This is a genomic window from Microcoleus sp., from assembly GCF_049646505.1.
Taxonomy (GTDB): domain Bacteria; phylum Cyanobacteriota; class Cyanobacteriia; order Cyanobacteriales; family Microcoleaceae; genus Microcoleus.
Map to the genome: position 1 here is coordinate 1 of NZ_JBARVX010000472.1, position 4,970 is coordinate 4,970.

Genomic DNA, 4,970 nt, shown 5'->3' on the forward strand with positions numbered 1-4,970 from the left:
AACAAAGTCGGGATAGGGCATTGCCACGACTATAAACGGGCGCAGAGACAGAGTAAGACTATTTCGGTAGCATCCGGAGCGTGAAGCGTCAAGAATCACCGCACTTTTAGGGCGGTGAGTATGTCAACTGCGGTGATTGATTACCCCTCGCCCTTTTGCTTCGCCAGTAAAGCTTTAGCTTTTTGCCACAAAGCATCTAACTCTTCGGGCGGATAATCCGATAAAGGCCGATCGCACGCAGCCTCAACTTTAGCAAACCGCTGCACGAAGCGATCGCTCGTTCCCTGCAAAGCAGCCGACGCATCTAAATTGTACCAGCGAGCCAATTGAATCAACACAAACATAATATCTCCCAATTCCGACTCCTGAGCCGCCCGATCCTCGTGTTTGAGAGCGTGTTCAAATTCTGCCATTTCCTCGTGAAATTTATCCCAAACACCCTCTACATTGTCCCAATCAAAACTCACTTCCGCAGCTTTTTGAGAGATTTTTGCGGCGGCAGCGATGGGAGGCAAAGTGCTGGCATAACGGCTCATTTTTGAGGCTAAGGTTGGTGGTTTTTCCGAATTTGTACCTTTTTCTGCTGCTTTGATTTTTTCCCAGTTTTCGTTAACTTCATCCACGCTTTTGACTTCTACATCCCCGAAAACGTGGGGATGTCGCCGAATCAGTTTTTCGGTAATGCCCCCAGCTATTTCGGCGAAGGTAAATTGATGGGATTCGCTGGCAATTTGAGCTTGCAGAATTACCTGCAACAGCAAATCGCCCAATTCTTCGACGATCGCATCTTTCTCTCCTTTGCGAATCGCGTCGGCGGTTTCATAGGCTTCTTCGATGATGTGAGGAATTAGGGTTTGGGGAGTTTGGGCTAAATCCCAAGGACATCCGCCGTCGGGCGATCGCAATTTCGCCACAACTTTTATCAGATTTTCGAGTGCAGCGAGCGATCGGCTGTGGGAATTAGACATTAGAATTTACCTGTTAGATTTGCTAGATGTGCGGCGGGGAGCTTTGATTTTTCGCCTCTTAATTGTCTTGGGAGAGCGCAGCCCGCTCAATCCTTTCTTTTTGAATCTTTTGTAAGCTGAGCCGCCCCAATCGCTCAAATAGTGGCTCATCGCGCCCAATTCGAGACCGATGTAAACTGCTAAAATTTCGATGTAGTGTTCCGAGATCGATCGACCCCAACCCAAAACCGCATCCTGCCAATTCCCGGCTAAGTTGCCAATTTTTTCAGCAATTACCAACCCCAACACTCCGAAAACCGCGATCCAAATCGCGAGATACAAGATTCGCAAAGCAGTGCCGATTAGAGGCCCGTGGGACAAAAAAGAGCGGTGGCGCAAGCTTTTTTGGTACGGGAGCCAAATCGGTTTGAACCATCCCCAGCGCTGATACTGGCAGGAGTAGATATCCAAGTCCGGGCCAAACATTAGCCCGCCGAACAAGAAGCTGCCGGAAACGAGCAAAGTCAGGTTGCTGCTCTGAGTCCGGCCAAAGGTGAGGGCTGCCACCAAGGGCAAACTCCATAGGGTTATTCGATCGTGCGTGCGGCCAGAGGGCATTGAAAATTTATGATTTTTTTATTTGATCTTTCTGGGATACTGTGATATGATAAATCCCTGTAAGCGCAATTGGGCGATTAGCTCAGTGGTAGAGCGCCTGCTTTACACGCAGGATGCCGTAGGTTCAAATCCTACATCGCCCATACCCAATTGAAAAGAAGATAAAACGGCGGTTGAAACCGGGTTTACAGAAACTTTCGTTCGCGAATCGACGGCTCGCCGAACATTGAGTCGCGGTGCAAAGAGAGTAACGTAATTTTAAGGGCGATCGCATTCAACCCACAGCAGGTGGGTTTTGTTGTGATAGGCGCAGTTTCAACAGCCCTGTCTTTTGTATTAAAGTGAATTTAACATTTTGTGGCGGATGTCCTAGAATTTAGTACGCAATGCAGGAAAATTAATTTATAAATTTTTTTAGAATCATGTATATGAAGCCTAAAATAACTAGCCCGATCGCCTGGAAGCAAGCTGAACTTCTCATGCAGCCCGCCATGATCCGAGTCCTCGACAACATCCGCAAACAATTAGAGGATTCCCCCTGGACGGGAACTTATCACAACGTAGAGGTTCCAATTCCCGGCTATCAACTAATTTTAGAGCATCAAGGCGAGCAAAAATCCGTCGATATTTGGGAACTTTGCTATCGAATCTGCTTTGTCAACTACCCGCCAGCCCACACTCCAATGCAAAGCCAGGAAGTTGTAATTGATACTAGCTTGATTGAAGATGACACTGGCGATGTAGATTGGAATCGTCTTGATGCCAAAGCCAGCCAATTAATACAAGAAATCTTTGCTAATTTAGGCAATTAGTTATTGGTTATTAGTCATTGGTTATTAGTCATTAGTCATTAGTCAGTAGTCATTAGTCAGTAGGGGCGGTGCCAAGAGTGCCCGCCCTCTTAACAGTCAACAGTCAACAGCCAGTAGGGGCGGTGCCAAGAGTGCCCGCCTTCTTAACAGCCAACAGCCAACAGCCAACAAAATCTTATGATTCAAGAATTGCACGACATTCAAGCAGCAGCCGGCGCTACATTTGCAGAATTAACAACCGCAGAAACAGTTCCCGTCAGTTTTGGTAACGACGCAGCAGCCATCGCAGCAACTACACAAGGTGCGGCTTTGTACGATCGCACTCACTGGGGACGCATTCAAATCTCCGATAGCGATCGCCTGCGGTTCTTGCACAATCAAAGCACCAATAACTTTAACATACTCAAACCCGGTCAAGGTTGCGACACCGTTTTCCTCACATCCACCGCCCGGACGATCGACCTCGCCACCGCCTATGCTACAGAAGATGCCGTACTGCTGTTAGTTTCGCCCAACCGCCGCCGACAATTGCTGGAATTGCTCGATCGCTACATTTTTCCAATGGATAGCGTAGAATTAACAGATTTAACCGATACAACAATCGCTTTCAGTCTCCTCGGCCCAGAAAGCACTCAACTATTAGCAAAACTCGGAGTTAGCGAACTAGAAAATCAACCCTACGCTACTCACAAAACGATCGAAAACTCCCCTCTTTCTCCCCCTGACCAAGAGGGAGAAAGAGGAGGCGTTCGAGTTGCTGTTGGTAGCGGTTTAGCCACTCCCGGATACACATTAATTGCGCCAGCCAGCGATGCAGCCCACTTGTGGAAAGCATTAGTCAAAGCTGGGGCCGTACCGATGGGCGATCGCGTGTGGGAACAACTGCGAATCGAACAAGGCCGCCCCGCCCCCGATTTTGAACTCACCGACGATTACAACCCCCTAGAAGCCCGTTTGTCAAACACCATTTCCTACGACAAAGGCTGCTACATCGGTCAAGAAACAATTGCCAGATTGAACACCTACAAAGGAGTAAAACAGGAACTTTGGGGCGTGGAATTGAGCGGCGCAGTTGCACCCGGAACAATCATCACAATCGCAGAAGAAAAAGTCGGCAAACTCACCAGTTTTGTGCAAACCGAATCCGGTTTTTTTGGTCTTGCTTACATCCGCACAAAAGCAGGCGGCCCGGGGCTAAAAGTGCAGCTAGGAGAAATTGTCGGAGAAGTAGTCAATATACCTTTTTTAAGTTTGTAAGCTGTTGACTGTTGGCTGTTGGCTGTTGGCTGTTAAGAGGGCGGGCACTCTTGGCACCGCCCCTACTGACTGTTGACTGTTGGCTATCTACTCGTTACCAGGCTCTGCCTGGTAACGCTTCTGGGGCGAGGAAGAGCCTCCATTTTCGCAGGCGAGACTCTTCAATAGTGACATCGATTCCTAGGCTCTTAGCCTCTCAACCAGTTATTGAAAATGATGCGAGGATTGGTATATAATTCCCCATTCCGAGAAACTTGAGTTAAATGATTACATATTCATCGCTCAAAACAGCTTGACTCACCTGCGGTTCCGGCTCTACAGCATCGCTGTAATTAGTTTCAATATGCTTGATGAAACTTTCCCGATAAGCTTTGAGATACGAGTTAACTTGTTCGATATCCTGCTCTCCTGTCGCGTAATGACTATCTCTTCTAAAGCGCCCAGATTCTTTGACAAAAGCCATATCAACTTGCCACAAAGCTGAATCAATCGGACGATATCCCAAATCAACAATATCGTAAGCTGCGAATCCTTGGGACTTCATAAAACTCATGACATCATACATTTGACCAAATAAAGTAACTTCAACAATGATATATTCAGTCTGCTGCAAAATCTCCGCTGCTCCCGCTAAAACATCTAATTCCTGTCCGTCTACATCGACTTTAATTAAATACGGGCCTGGCAAATTTCTTTCCCTGCATATTCCGTCCAGCGTGATTGCAGGTATGTTTCTTAAATAAGGATTGCTGCTGTCGGTAACGCGATTTTCCGAAATCCAAGAATGCAGCATATCGGGACTGACATTGAGGGTGAAAACTCCCGATTCTTTGGTGGCGGCAGCGATAATATATTCTGCACTTGGGAGCTTGCGGCATATTTTGGCGAGATAAGGTTCATTTTCGGCGATCGGCTCAATTAGTAAATGTCGCGAATTCGGGAAAGTTTCGTAAAGGTTAAAAGTTCCCAATGCCGCACCGACATCTATCACAGTTTTTGGTTCAAAACCTAATTGTTTTGCCAGCAGCAAGCTACCTGACATGGTGTTTCTGAGAGTTCCTGTTTGTTGTTCGCTCACAATTTTTTCCTGATTTTAATGTGGATATAATTAATATTATGTCTTGCAGCAGAGTTATTGTATGTCCGAAGAGAGAAACGGAGCAATCGCCGAGGTTTGCGATTGCTTCCCTTTGGATCGCAATGACAGAAATATAGCAATCCTAAGTGATTTACTCGTTCTACTCGTTACCAGGCTCTGCCTGGTAACGCAGATAGGCGAGGCTCTGCCTCCATTTTCGCAGGAGGCTCTTCAAAAGTGACATCGATTCCTAGGCTC

Annotated in this window: 5 protein-coding genes and 1 tRNA gene; 3 read left to right on the top strand and 3 right to left on the bottom strand. The window is 47.1% G+C overall.

Going from position 1 to position 4,970, the window contains the following annotated elements; translation table 11 throughout:
* Positions 1-140: 140 nt before the first annotated feature.
* Together mazG and WBA89_RS22710 are read right to left on the bottom strand one after the other, a co-directional pair.
* On the bottom strand, positions 141-968 hold the full coding sequence (gene mazG / locus WBA89_RS22705) for a nucleoside triphosphate pyrophosphohydrolase (protein ID WP_424409643.1): 828 nt from the start codon (positions 966-968) through the stop codon (positions 141-143).
* Between the two features lie 6 nt (positions 969-974).
* Positions 975-1,565 (bottom strand): metal-binding protein, encoded by a 591-nt coding sequence (locus tag WBA89_RS22710; protein WP_424409644.1) that lies wholly within the window; start codon positions 1,563-1,565, stop codon positions 975-977.
* Positions 1,566-1,636: 71 nt separating this feature from the next.
* Between WBA89_RS22710 and WBA89_RS22715 the strand changes: the two genes are divergently transcribed.
* From WBA89_RS22715 to WBA89_RS22725, 3 genes are all read left to right on the top strand, one after another.
* Positions 1,637-1,708, top strand: a tRNA-Val gene (locus WBA89_RS22715).
* A 285-nt stretch (positions 1,709-1,993) separates the two neighbouring features.
* Positions 1,994-2,377 carry a hypothetical protein gene (locus WBA89_RS22720; protein WP_424409646.1) on the top strand — a complete coding sequence of 128 codons (384 nt, stop codon included), beginning with the start codon at positions 1,994-1,996 and terminating at the stop codon, positions 2,375-2,377.
* A gap of 177 nt (positions 2,378-2,554) precedes the next feature.
* Complete coding sequence (locus WBA89_RS22725) at positions 2,555-3,634, top strand: YgfZ/GcvT domain-containing protein (protein ID WP_424409648.1); 1,080 nt, start codon at positions 2,555-2,557, stop codon at positions 3,632-3,634.
* A 259-nt stretch (positions 3,635-3,893) separates the two neighbouring features.
* Here the strand turns inward: WBA89_RS22725 and WBA89_RS22730 are convergent, their stop codons facing one another.
* A complete protein-coding gene (locus WBA89_RS22730; protein WP_424409650.1) occupies positions 3,894-4,712 on the bottom strand; it encodes an FkbM family methyltransferase in 819 nt (272 codons plus the stop codon).
* Between the last annotated feature and the right edge of the window lie 258 nt (positions 4,713-4,970).